This window comes from Streptomyces durocortorensis (genome assembly GCF_031760065.1).
Lineage (GTDB): Bacteria > Actinomycetota > Actinomycetes > Streptomycetales > Streptomycetaceae > Streptomyces.
In genome coordinates this window covers 5,200,978-5,218,058 of record NZ_CP134500.1, presented here as the reverse complement: position 1 = coordinate 5,218,058, position 17,081 = coordinate 5,200,978, and the positions used below count along the sequence as shown (strand labels likewise).

The 17,081-nt window shown below is 70.6% G+C and carries 17 protein-coding genes; 10 read left to right on the top strand and 7 right to left on the bottom strand.

From position 1 onward, the window contains the following. The first annotated feature begins 45 nt into the window (after positions 1-45). The 3 genes from RI138_RS23275 (at position 46) to RI138_RS23265 (ending at position 2,849) form a co-directional block, all read left to right on the top strand. Positions 46-1,011 carry a 1-aminocyclopropane-1-carboxylate deaminase/D-cysteine desulfhydrase gene (locus RI138_RS23275; RefSeq protein WP_311121468.1) on the top strand — a complete coding sequence of 322 codons (966 nt, stop codon included), beginning with the start codon at positions 46-48 and terminating at the stop codon, positions 1,009-1,011. Between the two features lie 471 nt (positions 1,012-1,482). Beyond that, the gene (locus RI138_RS23270) at positions 1,483-1,896 is read left to right on the top strand and encodes an ATP-binding protein (RefSeq protein WP_096626001.1); all 414 of its coding nucleotides are present in this window, start codon (positions 1,483-1,485) and stop codon (positions 1,894-1,896) included. Positions 1,897-1,919: 23 nt separating this feature from the next. Continuing rightward, positions 1,920-2,849: an RNA polymerase sigma factor SigF gene (locus RI138_RS23265; RefSeq protein WP_096625999.1), complete on the top strand. Its 930-nt coding sequence runs from the start codon at positions 1,920-1,922 to the stop codon at positions 2,847-2,849. Between the two features lie 71 nt (positions 2,850-2,920). On the opposite strand, the gene RI138_RS23260 is transcribed toward RI138_RS23265, so the two are convergent. Then, the gene (locus tag RI138_RS23260) at positions 2,921-3,370 is read right to left on the bottom strand and encodes a hypothetical protein (protein WP_311121467.1); all 450 of its coding nucleotides are present in this window, start codon (positions 3,368-3,370) and stop codon (positions 2,921-2,923) included. 165 nt (positions 3,371-3,535) lie between these two features. On the opposite strand from RI138_RS23260, the gene RI138_RS23255 reads away from it, so the two are divergent. Beyond that, a complete protein-coding gene (locus tag RI138_RS23255; RefSeq protein WP_311121466.1) occupies positions 3,536-4,504 on the top strand; it encodes a diacylglycerol/lipid kinase family protein in 969 nt (322 codons plus the stop codon). A gap of 319 nt (positions 4,505-4,823) precedes the next feature. Beyond that, positions 4,824-5,081, top strand: coding sequence for a WhiB family transcriptional regulator (locus RI138_RS23250; RefSeq protein WP_003953983.1), 258 nt, complete (start codon positions 4,824-4,826; stop codon positions 5,079-5,081). Positions 5,082-5,257: 176 nt separating this feature from the next. Here the strand turns inward: RI138_RS23250 and RI138_RS23245 are convergent, their stop codons facing one another. Next, the gene (locus RI138_RS23245; RefSeq protein WP_311122987.1) at positions 5,258-6,724 is read right to left on the bottom strand and encodes a histidine kinase N-terminal domain-containing protein; all 1,467 of its coding nucleotides are present in this window, start codon (positions 6,722-6,724) and stop codon (positions 5,258-5,260) included. Positions 6,725-7,127: 403 nt separating this feature from the next. Further along, positions 7,128-8,210 carry an SIS domain-containing protein gene (locus RI138_RS23240; RefSeq protein WP_311121465.1) on the bottom strand — a complete coding sequence of 361 codons (1,083 nt, stop codon included), beginning with the start codon at positions 8,208-8,210 and terminating at the stop codon, positions 7,128-7,130. 289 nt (positions 8,211-8,499) lie between these two features. Here RI138_RS23240 and nagB point away from each other — a divergent pair, with 289 nt between their 5' ends. Continuing rightward, positions 8,500-9,285, top strand: a complete 786-nt coding sequence (nagB, locus tag RI138_RS23235) for a glucosamine-6-phosphate deaminase (protein ID WP_311121464.1) — start codon at positions 8,500-8,502, stop codon at positions 9,283-9,285. Positions 9,286-9,430: 145 nt separating this feature from the next. On the opposite strand, the gene RI138_RS23230 is transcribed toward nagB, so the two are convergent. The 4 genes from RI138_RS23230 to RI138_RS23215 form a co-directional block, all read right to left on the bottom strand. Beyond that, on the bottom strand, positions 9,431-10,960 hold the full coding sequence (locus RI138_RS23230; RefSeq protein ID WP_311121463.1) for a glycoside hydrolase family 3 protein: 1,530 nt from the start codon (positions 10,958-10,960) through the stop codon (positions 9,431-9,433). Positions 10,961-10,970: 10 nt separating this feature from the next. After that, positions 10,971-11,807, bottom strand: a complete 837-nt coding sequence (locus RI138_RS23225) for a carbohydrate ABC transporter permease (RefSeq protein WP_257002117.1) — start codon at positions 11,805-11,807, stop codon at positions 10,971-10,973. A gap of 32 nt (positions 11,808-11,839) precedes the next feature. After that, a complete protein-coding gene (locus tag RI138_RS23220) occupies positions 11,840-12,862 on the bottom strand; it encodes a carbohydrate ABC transporter permease (protein ID WP_096625987.1) in 1,023 nt (340 codons plus the stop codon). 129 nt (positions 12,863-12,991) lie between these two features. Then, on the bottom strand, positions 12,992-14,284 hold the full coding sequence (locus RI138_RS23215; RefSeq protein WP_311121462.1) for an extracellular solute-binding protein: 1,293 nt from the start codon (positions 14,282-14,284) through the stop codon (positions 12,992-12,994). A 279-nt stretch (positions 14,285-14,563) separates the two neighbouring features. On the opposite strand from RI138_RS23215, the gene RI138_RS23210 reads away from it, so the two are divergent. From RI138_RS23210 to RI138_RS23195, 4 genes are all read left to right on the top strand, one after another. Continuing rightward, entirely contained in the window at positions 14,564-15,328 is a 765-nt protein-coding gene (locus tag RI138_RS23210) for a GntR family transcriptional regulator (RefSeq protein WP_096625983.1), read from the top strand. A 333-nt stretch (positions 15,329-15,661) separates the two neighbouring features. Further along, positions 15,662-15,874, top strand: coding sequence for a hypothetical protein (locus RI138_RS23205; protein ID WP_311121461.1), 213 nt, complete (start codon positions 15,662-15,664; stop codon positions 15,872-15,874). Positions 15,875-15,944: 70 nt separating this feature from the next. Then, a complete protein-coding gene (locus RI138_RS23200) occupies positions 15,945-16,205 on the top strand; it encodes a hypothetical protein (protein ID WP_311121460.1) in 261 nt (86 codons plus the stop codon). A gap of 90 nt (positions 16,206-16,295) precedes the next feature. Beyond that, positions 16,296-17,045, top strand: a complete 750-nt coding sequence (locus RI138_RS23195) for an AfsR/SARP family transcriptional regulator (RefSeq protein WP_096625979.1) — start codon at positions 16,296-16,298, stop codon at positions 17,043-17,045. The last annotated feature ends 36 nt before the right edge of the window (positions 17,046-17,081 follow it).

The following is a 17,081-nucleotide window of genomic DNA, read 5'->3' as shown; positions in this document are numbered from 1 at the left end:
ACGGCGGAGAGGCATCCGAAACCACGAGCGGGCGACAATGGGCGGGTGAACCGCCCGTCCCGCCTCGACGCCCTTCTGCACCCCTGGCTGCCCTCCCCGCTGCGAGAAGCCCACGACGAGCGTTTCGCGCGCCACGGAGTGCGGCTGTTCCTCAAGAGGGACGACCTGATCCACCCCGATCTGCCGGGCAACAAGTGGCGCAAGCTCGCCCTCAACCTGGCGGCGGCCGCCGGGCGCCCCATGCTGACGTTCGGCGGGGCGTACTCCAACCACCTGCGGGCCACCGCGGCGGCCGGAAGGCTGCTGGGCTTTCCCACCATCGGCGTCGTCCGCGGCGACGAGCTGGCCCGCAGGCCACTCAACCCGTCGCTGGCCCGATGCGCGGACGACGGCATGCGGCTGCACTTCGTGGACCGTGCGACGTACCGCGCGAAGGCCTCCCCCGAGGTCCTGGACGGCCTGCTGAGCCGGTACGGGGACGTTGTGGTCATCCCGGAGGGCGGCAGCAACGCGTTGGCCGCTCAGGGCTGTACGGCGCTGGGGCGCGAGCTGGCCGGTGAGGCCGATGTGGCGGCCGTGGCCTGCGGGACCGGCGGGACCCTCGCCGGTCTCGCCGCCGGTCTGGCCCCCGGGCAGCGGGCCCTCGGCATCCCCGTGCTGCGCGGCGCCTTCCTGGGCGAGGCGGTGCAACGGCTCCAGCGCGAGGCGTTCGGCGGACCGGCCGGGAACTGGTCGCTGGACGAGCGCTTCGCCTTCGGCGGTTACGCCCGCTCCACCCGGGAGCTGGAGGCGTTCGCCGCGGACTTCGAGGACCGGCACGGGCTGCCCGTGGAGCGCGTCTACGTCGCGAAACTGCTGTTCGCGCTGACCGCGCTGACCGAGGAGGGGGCGTTCCGGCCGGGCACCCGGGTGGCCGCCGTCGTGACCGGCGCCCCGGAGGCACCGACCGCCCACAAGTCACCCGACCGACCGCCACCCCGCTCGGGCCCCGCCCGCGGGGCACCCGGCTGACCGCCACCCCGCTCGGGCCCCACCCACGGGGCAGCCCCGAGGCGCCCCCAGGCGCCCCACAACCGCGGCCAGGGCCCGCCGACGGCCACTCGTCCTGCCGCCGGCCCTCCCGCCATCCTCGGATCCGTCGCCGCCACGGCACGCGACCGAACACTTCCAGGCGAACGGACACCCCGTGATGCGGAGCTTCGAGCGGGCGAGAGCGGGCGCCGGTGCTTCGGGGACGGTTCGATCGCCTGACGTCTGGGTACGTCAATCCGGCGCCGGTTCTTCGTAATTGGAGGCCGCAGACCCCTAGCCACTGTGTGTACTCATATGCCTACCATGAGTGACGGTCGGGGACTGGGGTCCGCGTCACACGGCATCATGGATCCGATAGCGTCGCCAAGCCAAGAACCGTCGACGGACCGCATGGCTCCGGGCCACCCTTCCCGGAACCTCGAAAGAGTTTGTGCCACCTTGGAGGTGAGGGTGTCCCAGATCGCAGGCGAGCCCGGGAATCAGGACTTCGTGGAAGTCCGGCTGCCCGCTGCGGGTGCCTACCTGTCGGTGCTGCGAACGGCCACGGCCGGTCTCGCAGCGCGTTTGGACTTCACTCTCGACGAGATCGAGGATCTTCGTATCGCGGTCGACGAGGCCTGCGCGATCCTGCTTCAGCAGGCCGTGCCGGGCTCCGTCCTCAGCTGCGTCTTCCGTCTCGTCGACGACTCCCTCGAAGTGACGGTGTCGGCCCCCACGACGGACGGCCGGGCGCCCGAGCGCGACACCTTCGCCTGGACGGTGCTCTCCGCACTCGCGGGCAAGGTCGAGTCCACGGTCGCCGATGACCGTACGGTCAGCATCAGCCTCTACAAACAGCGCGGCGCGGGCCCCGGGCCGGCGTGAGCGACGGGAACGGGGACGGTCCTGTGCGGGACGAGACGATCCGACCCGGGGTGGTGCGCCCAGCAGGCATCCCGGAGCAACAGGCCCGGCCGCATCCGGTGGACGGAGCGGACGGGCCCGAGAGCCTCAACGTCGCGGTGGAGCAGCAGTCGCAGGCAGAGCGGGCGGGCCAGATGAGCGAGCACGGGCACCACGATCCACACGACCGCAGCGGGGCGCGGGCCCTGTTCATAGAGTTGCGGGAGCTGCCCGACGGCTCCGCGGAGAAGGCCGAGCTGCGCAATCGGCTGGTGCGTATGCATCTGCCGCTGGTCGAGCATCTGGCCCGCCGCTTCCGCAACCGCGGCGAGCCCCTGGACGACCTGACCCAGGTCGCCACCATCGGGCTGATCAAGTCGGTGGACCGGTTCGACCCGGACCGGGGTGTGGAGTTCTCGACGTACGCGACCCCCACGGTGGTCGGCGAGATCAAGCGCCACTTCCGGGACAAGGGCTGGGCGGTGCGGGTGCCGCGACGCCTCCAGGAGCTGCGGCTTTCGCTGACCACGGCCACCGCGGAGCTCTCCCAGCAGCACGGCCGCTCACCGACCGTGCACGAGCTGGCCGAGCGGCTCGGCATCTCCGAGGAGGAGGTGCTGGAGGGCCTGGAGTCCGCCAACGCGTACAGCACGCTGTCGCTGGACGTGCCGGACACCGACGACGAGTCCCCCGCCGTCGCGGACACCCTGGGCTCGGAGGACGAGGCCCTGGAGGGCGTGGAGTACCGGGAGTCCCTCAAGCCGCTCCTGGAGGACCTGCCGCCGCGCGAGAAGCGCATCCTGCTGCTGCGCTTCTTCGGCAACATGACCCAGTCGCAGATCGCCCAGGAGGTCGGCATCTCTCAGATGCACGTCTCGCGGCTGCTGGCCCGCACCCTGGCGCAGCTGCGCGAGCGGCTGCTCGTCGAGGAGTAACGCCCGGGAGTCAGGAGCAGCCCACCTGGAGTGGTCCCCGTGGGCCCAGTGGCCCCCGGGTCCTGCCGGACTCAGGCGTCGGGGGTCTTCGCGGGTCCCCGGCGGATGCCCAGGATCTCGGTGGTCGCCGGGTTCAGGACGAGCACCAGACCGGTCACGGCGACCACCGCGAGGACGATCCCGGTGGGGATCAGCGCGCCCTGCGACCGCAGCAGCGTCCAGGCCACCGGCAGCGCCATGATCTGCGTGATCAGCGCGGGGCCCCGGCTCCAGCTGCGCAGCAGCATCAGCCCGCGGGCGGCGAGCAGCGGAATGGCGCCCAGAGCGATCAGGGTGATGCCGACCGTCTCCGCCTGCTGGGTGCTTTCGAGGCGGCCGAGCAGCCCCATGACCAGCAGGTAGATCCCGCCGATGGCGAGCGCCGCGCCTTCGAGGGCGTTGATCCCGGCGAGGAGGGTGATCCTTCGCGGGCGCTCCGTCACGGCGGGCGAGGGGGAGGGCGAGGTCGCTTCAGTGCTCACGCCCTTCAGGTTGGCATCCCGGAGGGCCGGAAGTGAAGCCGGGGTGCGCGGCCCCCTCCCCGTCGCGTACGCGGGAGGAGAGCGGCGGTCACGGGGCGTCACCGGCGGGGAGCACAGCGAACCGGGACTACTGGACCGAACCGCCCGGTAGGTAGGCTGGCGGGCATGCGCGCACTCCTCGTGGTCAACCCAGCTGCTACCACCACCAGTGCGCGCACCCGTGACGTGTTGATCCACGCGCTGGCCAGCGAGATGAAGCTGGAGGCGGTGACCACGGAGTACCGGGGGCACGCACGGGATCTGGGGCGGCGGGCCGCGGACAGCGACGACATCGACCTGGTGGTCGCCCTCGGCGGCGACGGCACGGTGAACGAGGTCGTGAACGGGCTGCTGCACCGGGGCCCGGACGTGGACCGGCTGCCGAGGCTCGCCGTGGTTCCCGGCGGCTCCACCAATGTCTTCGCGCGCGCCCTGGGGCTGCCCAACGACGCGGTCGAGGCGACCGGCGCGATCCTGGACGCCCTGGAGAACCGGACCGAACGCACGGTCGGCCTGGGGCTCGCGGCCGGCACCCCGGGCACCGAGGACGAGTCCGTCCCCGAACGCTGGTTCACTTTCTGTGCCGGACTCGGCTTCGATGCGGGAGTGGTCGGCCGGGTCGAACAGAAACGCGAGGGCGGCAAGCGGTCGACGCACGCCCTGTACGTACGCCAGGTGGTGCGGCAGTTCCTGAACGAGGCCCACCGGCGACACGGGACGATCACGCTCGACGTGCCCGGCCAGGACCCGGTCACCGACCTCGCGCTCTCCATAATCTGCAACACCGCCCCCTGGACCTACCTGGGCAATCGTCCGGTCTACGCCTCGCCGAAGGCCTCCTTCGACACCGCGCTGGACGTCCTCGGACTGAAGCGTCTGTCCACTCCGGCGGTGGCTCGTTACGGCACCCAGCTGCTCACATCGAGCCCCGAGAAGGGGCCGCGCGGCAAGCACGCCGTTTCGCTGCACGACCTCACCGACTTCACCTTGCATTCAAAGGTTCCACTGCCCTTCCAGATGGACGGCGACCACTTGGGACTGCGTACGAGCGTGACGTTCACAGGCGTACGCCGTGCACTGCGTGTGATTGTGTGAGTGGAAGGGCCTAAAGTCCTTTAACTCGAACGTTTGGACTGGCCCCCACCCCTTAGAAGTGCGGCTGTGACCTAGTCGACACCGAGGAATCAAAAAAAACTTTCCAGAAGGGGTTGTATCCGCCGCCGAGGTTTGCGAATCTCTACATGGCGATCGGGACGGCCCGCAACACCGGCCTCCACTGAGAGCCAGAACCCCTCCTCACCTCACAGACCACACCCAGTTCATCTGGGAGTCGGCCCGTCATCTGCGGGGGGATTCGTGAAAGCGTTCACATTCACAAGCAACAAGCGTGTAATACCAAGGAGAGGTAGCAGCCATGGACTGGCGTCACAACGCCGTTTGTCGTGAGGAAGACCCCGAGCTGTTCTTCCCCATCGGCAACACCGGTCCTGCGCTGCTGCAGATCGAGGAAGCCAAGGCTGTCTGCCGCCGCTGCCCCGTCATGGAGCAGTGCCTGCAGTGGGCGCTTGAGTCCGGTCAGGACTCCGGCGTATGGGGTGGCCTCAGCGAGGACGAGCGCCGCGCGATGAAGCGCCGCGCCGCTCGCAACCGGGCGCGTAACGCCAGCGCCTGAGCGACCCCCGCACCAAGCCTCAGCCCGGCGGCGCGTACAGAGCGTACGCACAGCCCCGCCTTCGAGTCGCAGCGCGCAGTACCCCGAAGCGCATCGCAACGTGAGTACCACGGAGCGGGCCCGGACCGTCACCACGGTCCGGGCCCGCTCTGCTGTGCGCGCTCCCGCGCCTGCTCCTACTTGTCGCCCCGGACCGGGAGGTCCAGGATCACCTGGGTGCCGCGCCCGGGGGCCGGGACCATGCCGAACACACCGCCCAACTCCCCCTCCACCAGCGTCCGTACGATCTGGAGGCCCAGGTTTCCGGCCTGCTTCGGGTCGAAGCCCTCGGGCAGTCCGCGCCCGTCGTCGGTGACCTTGATCAGCAGCCGCCCCTCGGCCGGCGATCCGCCGCGCACGGCCGAGACCTCCACCGTCCCGTGGTCGGCCACGGCGAACGCGTGCTCCAGGGCGTTCTGCAGAACCTCGGTCAGCACCATGGACAGCGGGGTGGCGACCTCGGCGTCGAGGATGCCGAAGCGTCCGGTGCGCCGGCAGGTCACCTTGCCCGGGGAGATCTCGGACACCATCGCGATGACCCGGTCGGCGATCTCGTCGAACTCGACGCGCTCGTCCAGGTTCTGGGAGAGCGTCTCGTGGACGATGGCGATCGAGCCGACGCGCCGGACGGCCTCGTTGAGCGCCTCGCGCCCCTGCTCGGAGTCCATCCTGCGGGCCTGGAGGCGCAACAGGGCGGCCACCGTCTGGAGGTTGTTCTTCACCCGGTGGTGGATCTCCCGGATGGTCGCGTCCTTGGTGATCAACTCGCGTTCGCGGCGACGGAGTTCGGTGACGTCCCGGAGCAGGACCAGCGAGCCGATCCGGGCCCCCTTGGGCTTGAGCGGGATGGCCCGCAGCTGGATGACCCCGCCCGCGCACTCGACCTCGAACTCGCGGGGCGCGTAACCGCTGGCGACCTTGACCAGGGCCTCGTCCACCGGCCCCCGGGAGGGGGCCAGTTCGGCGGTGACGGTGCCGAGGTGGTGGCCGACCAGGTCGGAGGCGAGGCCGAGGCGGTGGTAGGCGGAGAGGCCGTTGGGGCTGGCGTACTGGACGATCCCGTCGGCGTCGAGCCTGATCAGCCCGTCGCCGACGCGCGGGGAGGCGTCCATGTCGACCTGCTGGCCGGGGAAGGGGAAGGCCCCGGCGGCGATCATCTGGGCCAGGTCGGAAGCGGACTGCAGGTAGGTGAGCTCCAGCCGGGAGGGGGTGCGCACGGTGAGCAGGTTGGTGTTACGGGCGATGACGCCGAGCACCCGGCCCTCGCGGCGTACGGGGATGGACTCGACCCGTACGGGCACCTCCTCGCGCCACTCCGGGTCGCCCTCGCGCACGATCCGGCCCTCGTCCAGCGCGGCGTCCAGCAGCGGGCGGCGGCCGCGCGGCACCAGGTGGCCGACCATGTCGTCCTGGTAGGAGGTGGGCCCGGTGTTGGGGCGCATCTGGGCGACGGAGACGTACCGGGTGCCGTCGCGGGTGGGGACCCAGAGCACGAGGTCGGCGAAGGAGAGGTCGGAGAGCAGCTGCCACTCCGAGACCAGCAGGTGGAGCCACTCAAGGTCGGTGTCGCTCAGAGCGGTGTGCTGGCGGACGAGGTCGTTCATGGAGGGCACGGGTGGAGCGTACCTGGGGTTACCGCGCGTGTTCGAACCGAACGGCCCGCCCGGCCGTGCCAAGCTGCGGGGCATCGGGTGAAGGCCGATGGACAGGCGTGATGCGGGGCCGGAGAATGTCGTGCACACGGATGGACACGGGCAATTGGTCTAGTCCACAATGAGTTCACCAAGACCCCGCTCTCCCCGCACAGGAGAGCGGACCGAGGCACCGGCGCTCTCTGCCCTGACCGCGCAAGGTGCCTCATGTGGCCGACGGCACCGCACACCGCCGGCCAGGCAGCTCCGGGCTGCGGTGCCGGGCGGGCTGAGGGTCCCGCTCTGGCGCCGCGGCCCGCGGGTGTTCTCGGGGCCGTATCACCTGCGGGGCCCGGTGGGCAGCGGATCTCGGCTCTCAGCGGGTCTCGGTGACCTTGGCCAGGGCGCGCGGGGCGTCCGGGTCCTGACCCCGGGCGATCGTCACCTCGTACGCCAGCATCTGGAGCGGCAGGATCTCCAGGACCGGCTGCAACTCCTCCCGAACCCCGGCCGTGGGCAGCGAGAAGCCCGCCGACGCCTCCTCCACCTGGGCCTTGGGGCCGACCACGAACAGGTCCGCGCCCCGGCCCCGCAGCCGGTCCAGCACCGGCTGGAGGGCCTCGCCGCCCCGGCCGTCGGTGACCACGGCGATCACCGGGGAGATGTTGTCGACCATCGCCAGCGGGCCGTGCAGCAGATCCGCACCGGAGTAGGAGAGCGCGGGGATGTAGCTGGTCTCCATCAGCTTCAGCGCCGCTTCCTTGGCCGTGGGGTAGCCGTAGCCGCGCGAGGTGATCACCATGCGCTCGGCGAAGCGGTAGCGGGAGGCCAGCGCCTTGACCTCGGCGCGGCGGCCGAGGATCGCGCCCGCGAGGTCGGGCAGGCTCGCGGCGGCCTGCGTACCGTCCACCCCGGCGAGGCCCTCCACGAAGAGGTAGAGGGAGAGGAGGGACGCGGTGTACGTCTTGGTGGCCGGGAGCGCCTTCTCCGGGCCCGCCAGGATGTCGATGTGGTGCTCCGAGACGGCGGCGAGCGCCGAGTCCGGGTTGTTGGTGACGGCGAGGGTGACGGCCCCCGCGTCCCGGGCGGCCCTCGTGGAGGCCACCAGGTCCGGCGAGCCGCCCGACTGACTGACGGTGATCACCAGGACGTCCCGCAGGTCGGGCTTGGCCCCGTAGGCCGTCGTGGTGGACATCGAGGCCAGTCCGCAGGGCAGCCCGAGCCGGATCTCCAGCAGGTACTTCGCGTAGAGCGCCGCGTTGTCCGACGTACCCCGGGCGGTGAGCAGCACGAACCGGGGCTTCTTGGCGGCGATCTCGGCGGCGACCTCGCGGATGCGGGGCGCGCCCTGTTCGAGGATGCGGCGCAGCATCGCGGGCTGCTCGGCCATCTCGCCGGACATGATGCGGCCGGGCTCGTCGCCCTGGCCGCTCCGGTCGGCCGGTGGGGTGGCGGACATATGGGGGCCTCCCTGCGCTGTCGGCTGCGGTGTCGGCGTACGGGCGGTGCGTCTAGGCAGGCGCGTCCACGGGGGGTGCGTCCTCGGGGGTGCGCGATCCGTTCCGTACCGCACAAGTCGACCAGGCATTGCCGAGGCCCGCCAGCGGGCCGGGGCGGGCGGGCCGGTGGGCGCGCAAGCGTGCGGGCCGATGGGCGGACTGTTCACCGTACGGCCGCCCGATTCTGCTAAATTGGGAACTTGATTGGTCTATACCACCGGCTCCCCTAGTCAGATCGGCAGGCACAGCGTGGAAGTTGTCATCGTCCCGGACGCCACGGCAGGCGGCGAACTGATCGCGGAGGCCATCGCAGCCCTGCTCAGCCGCAAGCCCGACGCCCTGCTCGGCGTTGCCACCGGCTCGACTCCGCTGCCCATCTACCGCGCGCTCGCCGCGAAGGTCGCCTCCGGCGCGGTCGACGCGTCGCGCGCCCGGATCTGCCAGCTCGACGAGTACGTCGGACTGCCCGCGGGCCACCCGGAGTCGTACCGATCGGTGGTCCTGCGCGAGGTCGTCGAGCCGCTCGGGCTGTCCGAGGCGGCCTTCATGGGCCCCGACGGCTCGGCCGAGGACGTCCAGGCCGCGTGCGAGGCGTACGACCGGGCGCTGGCGGAGGCGGGCGGCGTCGACCTCCAGCTGCTGGGCATCGGCACCGACGGGCACATCGGCTTCAACGAGCCGTGCTCCTCACTCGCCTCGCGCACCCGGATCAAGACGCTGACCGAGCAGACCCGGGTCGACAACGCGCGGTTCTTCGACAACGACATCGACCAGGTGCCGCACCACGTGATCACCCAGGGCATCGGGACGATCCTGGACTCCCGCCACCCGATCCTGCTGGCCACCGGCGAGGGCAAGGCGGAGGCCGTCGCGCAGACGGTGGAGGGGCCGGTCGCCTCGATCGTGCCCGCGTCGGCGCTCCAGCTGCACCCGCACGCGACGGTGGTGGTCGACGAGGCGGCTGCGTCGAAGCTGAAGCTGGCGGACTACTTCCGGGCCACGTATGCGGCGAAGCCGTCGTGGCAGGGGCTGTAGGCCCCTGGCGGTACGGCGAAGGGCCGGGGCACCGTGGTGGTGTCCCGGCCCTTCGCCGTATGCCGCCCGTCCGGCGAGAGGCTTTGTCCTCGATCGCCGGACGGGCTTGATCTTGCCGCCGGAGGCTTCGACCCGCGCCTCTGACTCAGGGCTTCGTGTCCGTGATCGCCTCCACCGCCGCCTCGCCGCAGACGCGGGCCGCGCCGTGGGTGGCCGCGTACAGGGCGCCCCGGGGCTCCGACTGGGGCAGGCCCATCTCGACCACGACCGTGTCCGGGCGGGCCGCCAGCAAGGCGTCGAGCGCCCTGCCCATCCAGGCGTGCCGGTGCTCGTCACGGACGACGGCGACGATACGACGGTCCCCCGCAGCCTCCAGGGCCGCGGCCACCGGGTCGGCGCTCTCGTCGGTGTACGTGTCCGCGTCGGTGCCGGGCAGCAGCTCGGTCAGGGCGGTCGCGACACCCCACGGGGTCTCGGCGCCGACCGCGATGTTCGCCACCGGGCTGAACGTGGCCACGTACGCCGCCTCGGTCAGCCGGTCGCCGGAGCCGGTCACCCGGACCGCGCGGCGGGCGGCCACCAGGCCGATGTCGGAGCTGACTCCGGTGCCGGGCGCGGTCCCCTCCTGCACTTCCGCGCCCGGCTCCGGGACATCCCCCCGGGCCCTCTGCGTCCAGGACGCGAGGGCTCGTACTCGGGCGGCCGCGTCCGCGAGCCGCTCCTCGGCCAGTTCCCCGCTGCGTACGGCCCCGACGATGGCGTCGCGGAGCCGCAGCACCGTCTCCTCGTCGCACAGGCCGCCGCCGACACAGATGGCGTCGCAGCCCGCGGCGATGGCGAGGACGGAGCCGCGCTCGATGCCGTAGACCTTGGAGATGGCCTCCATCTCGATGCCGTCCGTGACGATCAGGCCGTCGTAGCCCAGCTCCTCGCGCAGCAGACCGGTGAGGATCTGCGGGCTGACCGTGGCCGGGCGGTCGGGGTCGAGTGCGGGAAGCAGGATATGCGCGCTCATCACCGATTGGGAACCCGCGGCGATGGCCGCCCGGAAAGGCACCAGCTCACGGGCGTGCAGGGTGTCGAGATCCACATCGATGCGGGGGATCGCGTGGTGCGAGTCGACCGCGGTGTCGCCGTGGCCGGGGAAGTGCTTGGTGCAGGCGGCGACACCGGCGGCCTGGAGGCCCTCGACGTACGCGGCGGTGTGCCGGGCGACCAGCTGGGGGTCGGCGCCGAAGGAGCGTACGCCGATGACCGGGTTGCCCACGTTGGCGTTGACGTCGGCGGACGGCGCCCAGTTGAGGTTGACGCCGCACTCGGCGAGCCGGCGGCCCAGCTCCTGGGCGACGGACCGGGTGAGATGGACGTCGTCCACCGAGCCGAGGGCGTAGTTGCCGGGGAACGAGGACCCGTGCACGACCTCCAGGCGTGTCACGTCCCCGCTCTCCTCGTCGATCGCGACGAGGATGTCCTCGCGTTCGGCGCGCAGCCGCTCCGTGAGCGCGGCGAGCTGCTCGGGCGAGTGGACGTTACGGCCGAAGACCCCGACGGCTCCGAGGCCCTCGCCGACGCGGCGCAGCAGCCAGTCGGGTGCGGTGGTTCCGGCGAATCCGGGCTGGAGCACCGTGAGCGCGTCGCGGGTCAGGGTGTCCGAGCCGTGTACGAATGTGGTCATGGGAAGCCCTTTATCCCTTCACCGCGCCGGCGGTCATGCCGCCGACGGCCTTGCGCTGGAGGAAGAGGAAGACGACGAGCACGGGGAGCGAGAAGAGCGCGGAGGCGGCCATGGTGGCGCCCCAGTCGTTGCCGAACGCGGTCTGGAACTGCGTCAGCCAGCGCGTCAGGGTCTGCGCCTCCTTGTCCTTGTTCAGGACCAGGACCATCGCGAACTCGTTCCAGGCGGTGATGAAGCCGAAGAGCGAGGTCGACATCAGGCCGGGGGCGAGCAGCGGGAAGATCACCTTGCGGAAGGCCTGGCCGCGGGTGCAGCCGTCGATCTGCGCGGCCTCCTCCAGCTCGACCGGGACGGCGGCGATGAAGCCGCGCAGGGTCCAGATGGTGAAGGGGAGGACCATCACGAAGTAGATCATCGTGAGCAGCGGGATGCTGTTCAGCATGTCGCCGTCGCGGGCGATCATGTACATCGCGATGACCATGACCTCCCAGGGGGCCATCTGCGCCATCATCACGATGAGGACGATCCCCTTGCGGCCCTTGAACTTCATGCGGGCGATCGCGAAGCTCGCTGCCAGGGCGACGAGGAGGGCGAGGATCACCGCGCCGACGGTCACCAGGAGGCTGTTGGTGACGTACGTCCAGAACAGGTCGACGCCGGTCGCCGTCGTGTAGTTCTCGAAGGTCGGCGTGAAGACGAAGACGGGGTCCTTGGTGAGGATCTCCTGCTGCGGCTTCAGCGAGGACGAGACCATCCAGTAGACGGGGAAGATGAAGAGCCCGGTGAGGAGGAGGGCGGCGAGGTTCTTCGCCACCGCGGCCGGCCGGAGGGGCTTGCGGGTCCGCAGCTTCTGGGGGGTCTGCGCGGTCTGCGTGGTACTCACTGCTCATCCTCCTGCTTCAGGATCAGGCGGAAGTAGAAGGACATGGCGACGATCAGCATGATGATCGTGAGGATCGAAATGGCCGCCGCGAGGCCGTAGTGCTGCTGTCCGAGGCCCTCGATGTAGGCGTAGACGGGCAGGGTCTCGGAGCCGCGGTCGGGGCCGCCCTGGTTCATGGCGTAGACCTGGGCGAACGCCTTGAAGACCCAGATGATCTCCAGGAACGTGGTGATCAGGAAGAACGGCTTCAGGTTCGGGAAGACCACCGACCAGAAAGTGCGCCAGCCGCTCGCGCCGTCCATCTTGGCGGCCTCGTACAGCTCCGCCCCGACGGTGGTGAGGGCCGCGTACATGTTGAGGGCGACGAAGGGGACCGAGCCCCAGACGAGCAGCACCAGGACGATGGTGAGTGCGTCGAAGCCGGTCTCGAACCAGTTGTGCTGCTCGTAGCCGGAGAAGCCGAGCGTACGCATCACCCAGTTGGCGACGCCGAACTGCTCGTCGAAGAGCCACCGGAAGATGGTGACCGAGGCGATGATCGGCATGGCCCAGGCGAACATCAGGCCCAGGGAGAGCACGAGCCGCATCTTCTTGCCCAGGCGGTTGAGCAGCAGGCCGATCAGGGAGCCGACGACCATGATGAGGGCGACGTTGATCGCGGTGAAGACGACCGAGCGGACGACGACGGTCCAGAAGTCGGGGTCGCTCAGGAGCTTGGTGTAGTTCTCGAAGCCGACCCAGGGCGTCTCGCGCCGGATCATCTCCCGCTTGTTGACCCCCTGGAAGGAGAGGACCACGTTCCGGAACAGCGGGTAGAGCAGCAGCACCGCCATGGACAACAGCGCCGGCGCGACGAGCAGGTACGGCAACAGCCCGCTGGGCAGGGAGCGTCTCCCGCGCGAGGGCTTAAGGACTTCCTTCGGGCCGGAAGGGGGTGGCGGAGTCTGAGACTTCCCTGCCGCCCTCCCGGGCGCGTCCTGGGTAGCGGCATCCGCCGCCCCCTGGGAGTCCACGGTCATGGTCTTATTCCTCGCGGTTCTGGGGCTCCCGCGCCCACCGGGACGCGGCCCGGGGGAACGGGCCTCTGATCACTGCAAAGCACCGGTGGTGCGGCCGCTGAGTAACCGGCCGCACCACCGGACTGCGAATTACTGCTGGTTGACGCGCTCGTTGATGACCTTGTCGGCCTCCTCGGCCGCGGCCTTGGCGTCCTGCCCCTTCAGGACCTTGGTCATGTAGTCCTTGATCGGGTTCGGAGCGGTCTCGACGTTCGCCCAGCCCGGCGTCACCGGGGTGATCTTGCCGGAGACGGAGGAGAGGGCCATGGCCTCGGCGAAGGAGCCGGCGGCGGGCTTGAACTGCGCGGCGTCGTTGTTCGGAAGCAGCGCGCCCTCGGTGGCGGCGGCGTACTTCGTCATGAACTCCTTGCCGGCGGCGAGGGCCAGCCACTCCTTCGCGAGGTCCTTGTTCGGGGAACGCTCGGCGATGGCGAGGTTCGACCCGCCGAAGAACACGGAGCCCGGCTTGTCGGCCGTCTTGCCCGGGATCGGGAAGTAACCGAAGTCGGCCGTCTCGCCGGCCTTCTTCATGGCGTCGATCGCGCCGCCGGCCTCCCAGCCGAGACCGATCCAGGACGCCACGCCGCCCTTGGGGATGATGTCGGTGGACTGCTGCGGGGTCGCCTCGTCCTTGTCCTTCGGAGCGGTGGAGTAGGACGCCAGCTCCTTGTAGAAGTTCATGGCGCTGACGGCCTCGGGGGAGGACAGGTTGCCCTTCCACTCGTCGCCGTCCTTGACCGCGAGGTCGCTGCCCTCGTCCCAGACGAAGCCGGCGAGAACGTACCAGCTCTGGCCGGGCAGGTAGATGGGCTGGGTCTTGGCGTCGGCAGCCTTGAGCTTCTTCAGGCCCTCGATCCACTCGGCGCGGGTCTTCGGCGGGGTGACGCCCGCGTTCTTGAAGGCCGCCTTGTCGTAGACCACGACACGGTTGGCGGCGTACCACGGGGCGGAGTAGAGCTTGCCGTCCAGTTCGTTGGACGCGACCATGCCCTTGTTCCAGCCGTCGTAGCCCAGCGCGGCCTTGTCGCCGGTCAGGTCGGCGAGGCCGCCGGTGTCGGCGTAGCCGGCGGTCTGGGTGTTGCCGAGCTCCAGGACGTCCGGCGGGGTGTCCTCGGAGAGGGAGGTGGTGATCTTCTCCTGGATGCCGTTCCAGACCTGCTTCTCGACCTTGACCTTGACGCCCGGGTGCTTGGCCTCGAAGGCCTTGTTGACCTCGGCCATCCATGCGTCGGGGGCCGAACCGTCCATGACCCAGACGGTCAGGGTCTTGTCTCCCCCGGACCCCTTGCCGCCGTCCTTGCCCGTGTCGCCGTCCGTACCGCACGCGGCGATAGAGACCATCATGCCCGCGGCGCCGATAGCCGCGATGAGCTTGCGCTTCACGTCAAACCCTCCTCAGGGATGCTGCAACCCCACCCACCGTGAAGACTTTCGACGAGTTCCACCGGGGCTGGACCTGGTCTTTAATGGTTTAGACCAGTACCGGGAGCTTGGCCTAGACCTTTGGGGGTGTCAAGGGTGTATAAGAAGTGCACTCGCGTCCGTTATCGGACCGACACCTGAGGGAGGGCAGGGACCCGTGACCGGACCGTGCCACCATGTGAGCCGCAACAGACGGAGGAGCCGGTGACGGCAGCAACGCAGCAGTCGGGAAGGCGGGCCATGGGTGCCGACGGGGGCAGTTCGGGGAACGAGACCGGTACCGGTACGCGCACGGCGCGCGTACCGAAGTACTACCGGCTCAAGCGGCATCTCCTCGATATGACGGACACCCTGCCGCCCGGCACCCCGGTGCCGCCCGAACGCACCCTGGCGGCCGAGTTCGACACCTCGCGCACCACCGTGCGCCAGGCCCTCCAGGAGCTGGTCGTCGAAGGCAGGCTGGAGCGCATCCAGGGCAAAGGCACCTTTGTCGCCAAGCCGAAGGTCTCCCAGGCCCTCCAGCTCACCTCGTACACCGAGGACATGCGCGCCCAGGGACTGGAGCCGACGTCCCAGCTGCTGGACATCGGTTACGTCACGGCGGACGACACGCTCGCCGGTCTGCTGGACATCTCGACGGGCGGCCGGGTGCTGCGCATCGAGCGGCTGCGGCTCGCCAGCGGGGAGCCGATGGCGATCGAGACCACCCACCTTTCGGCCAAGCGCTTCCCGGCGCTGCGCCGTTCGCTGGTGAAGTACACCTCGCTCTACACCGCGCTCGCCGAGGTGTACGACGTCCGCCTCGCCGAGGCCGAGGAGACCATCGAGACCTCCCTGGCCACCCCGCGCGAGGCGGGGCTGCTGAGCACGGACGTGGGCCTGCCGATGCTGATGCTCTCCCGTCACTCACTGGACGCCCAGGGCGAGCCGGTCGAGTGGGTACGGTCCGTCTACCGCGGCGACCGGTACAAGTTCGTGGCCCGCCTGAAGCGCCCCAACGACTGAGCGGAGCCGCAGACCGGACGAGGGGGACGCCGAACCCACGGCGGCCCCCTCGTTTCGCGTTTCCGGCCACGCGCGCGCCGGACCCGGCCGCACCCCGCCCCGGAGCCTCGGCACCTTGTGCCCGGCAGCAACGTGACACCACCCGTGAGCGCCCTGGTGGGCCCGCCTCGGGACGGGAGGCCACGAGGTGGCGCCAAACGCCCGGGCGGTTGCTGCCAGCGGTGGACGCTGACACTCCGGCCTCGTTCGAGCATTCTTGAACGTGTCGAAAGGGCCCCACGAACGGGCAATCGACACATTCCACAGAATCCCGAACCCAGAGGTGTCTCCGTCATGCGCTCTTCCGCCCGCCGTCTCGCCCTCGCCGCCGCCCCGCTCGCCGCCCTCTGCGCCCTGCTCGCCACCGCCGGACCGTCCGCCGGCGCTACGGCGGGCCCGGACGCGACCACGCCGTCGCGGGTCGTCGCCACCACCTCGGCGGCCGCTGAGGCCCCGGCGCCCACACCGACGCCGTCCGCCTCATCCGACGGCTTCTCGTGGGGCTGACCGGCACACGTCGCGCCCGGCCGGAACCACGCTCCCCGCAGGACCCGCCATCTACCTCATCGGCATCTCGATGTCCGCGTCCGCCGCGGCGGACCCCGAACGCCCCACCCCCAGCGGCGTGCTGGCGGCGCTGTACCGGGCCATCGAGCCGACGGAACCCGTCGAGACCGCCCGCGCGCTGGTCGGGGACCGCTCCGTCCGGATCGCACTGTGCCTCGACTGCCCGGACGAACTGGAAGCCATCGGGCGCGCGCTGGGCATCTGCCTGCGCATGCTGGGGCACTCCCCCGAGTTCAGCGGCTACGGCATCACCGACTGCAGACTCCTGTGAGACCTCCCGACCCCTCCCGCAACCCCTCCGCCGGTCCGGCACAGGACGTGCCGACCGGAGAGAACAGAGAAGTGAACGGGGAATTCAGCCGTGTTCGTCCATATCCTGGGCCCCCTCCACGCCACCGTCACCGACCGCCCCGTACCCCTCGGGGGCAGACGGACGCAGACCGTCCTGGCCGCTCTCGCGCTGGAGGCCGACTGGGCCGTCTCGGTCGAGGGCCTCGTCGAAGCGGTCTGGGGCCCCCACCCCCCTGCCAGCGCCCGTGCCCAGATCCGCATCTGCGTCTCCACGCTGCGCCGGGCCTTCGCCGCCGCCGGAGCACCCGGGCTGATCGAGACCCACTCGTACGGCTACCGTCTCCGCCTCGGCCCCCACGACCTGGACTCCGCCGTCTTCGAGAGCCGCGTGCAACGCGCCCGCGTGCTGTCGGGCGACGGCCGCAGGGCCGAGGCCGCGCTGGAGCTCCGCGACGCGCTCGCCCTGTGGAACGGGCCCGTGCTCGCCGGGCAGACGAGTCCGGCCCTCGACCCGGGTATCCGGCGCCTCGAAGAACTGCGGATCCGGGCGACCGAGGAACGCCTCAGCCTCGAACTGGACCTCGGATGGCACGAGGACGTCGTCGGCGAGCTGATGGCCCTGACGTCGACGTACCCCTTCCGTGAGCGGTTGCACGCCCAGCTGATGCTGGCGCTGCACCGCTCCGGCCGGACGGCCGAGGCGCTGGCCGCGTACCGGCGCATCCGTCTGACCCTCGTCGAGGAGCTGGGAATAGAGCCCGGTCCGAAACTCAGCGCGATGGAGCGGTCCATCCTCCTCGGGGAGTGCCTGAGCGCGTGACCGCCCCCGGCACGGGCGGCCCCGCTCCCCCGCCGG

Coding starts and splice junctions, on each gene's coding strand:
- RI138_RS23255 (WP_311121466.1), top strand. CDS start 3,536: ATGCGCGCACTCCTCGTGGTCAACCCAGCTGCTACCACCACCAGTGCG.
- RI138_RS23250 (WP_003953983.1), top strand. CDS start 4,824: ATGGACTGGCGTCACAACGCCGTTTGTCGTGAGGAAGACCCCGAGCTG.
- RI138_RS23245 (WP_311122987.1), bottom strand. CDS start 6,724: ATGAACGACCTCGTCCGCCAGCACACCGCTCTGAGCGACACCGACCTT.
- RI138_RS23240 (WP_311121465.1), bottom strand. CDS start 8,210: ATGTCCGCCACCCCACCGGCCGACCGGAGCGGCCAGGGCGACGAGCCC.
- RI138_RS23230 (WP_311121463.1), bottom strand. CDS start 10,960: ATGACCACATTCGTACACGGCTCGGACACCCTGACCCGCGACGCGCTC.
- RI138_RS23220 (WP_096625987.1), bottom strand. CDS start 12,862: ATGACCGTGGACTCCCAGGGGGCGGCGGATGCCGCTACCCAGGACGCG.
- RI138_RS23210 (WP_096625983.1), top strand. CDS start 14,564: ATGGGTGCCGACGGGGGCAGTTCGGGGAACGAGACCGGTACCGGTACG.
- RI138_RS23205 (WP_311121461.1), top strand. CDS start 15,662: ATGCGCTCTTCCGCCCGCCGTCTCGCCCTCGCCGCCGCCCCGCTCGCC.
- RI138_RS23200 (WP_311121460.1), top strand. CDS start 15,945: ATGTCCGCGTCCGCCGCGGCGGACCCCGAACGCCCCACCCCCAGCGGC.